Raw genomic sequence first — 214 nt, 5'->3', positions numbered from 1 at the left:
ATGGCGTCGATGACGCCGGGTGCAAAGACCCCCTCGCGGACATCCCAGTTCACCAGCACACCGCCGTCGAACTCGGTGACCTGGGCGTCGAGCAGCACCTGGGGCCCCTGCGAAATGATCCATCCGGGTGTGCCGAATTGCTCGGTGACGTCCGGGCAGAAAAGGTCGCCGAGCCCCAGCGCGCTGGTGAATACCACCGGTGCCAGCACCTGGG

The 214-nt window shown here is 66.4% G+C and carries 1 protein-coding gene; it reads right to left on the bottom strand.

The genetic code is table 11. The features are described from left to right. Positions 1–214, bottom strand: a 214-nt coding sequence (locus BST12_RS30425; protein WP_139802164.1) for a hypothetical protein, incomplete at both ends; no start/stop codon positions are given.

Origin of the sequence: Mycobacterium angelicum, from assembly GCF_002086155.1 — a bacterium.
GTDB classification, from domain to species: domain Bacteria; phylum Actinomycetota; class Actinomycetes; order Mycobacteriales; family Mycobacteriaceae; genus Mycobacterium; species Mycobacterium angelicum.
This window is presented reverse-complemented; position numbering and strand designations above follow the sequence as displayed.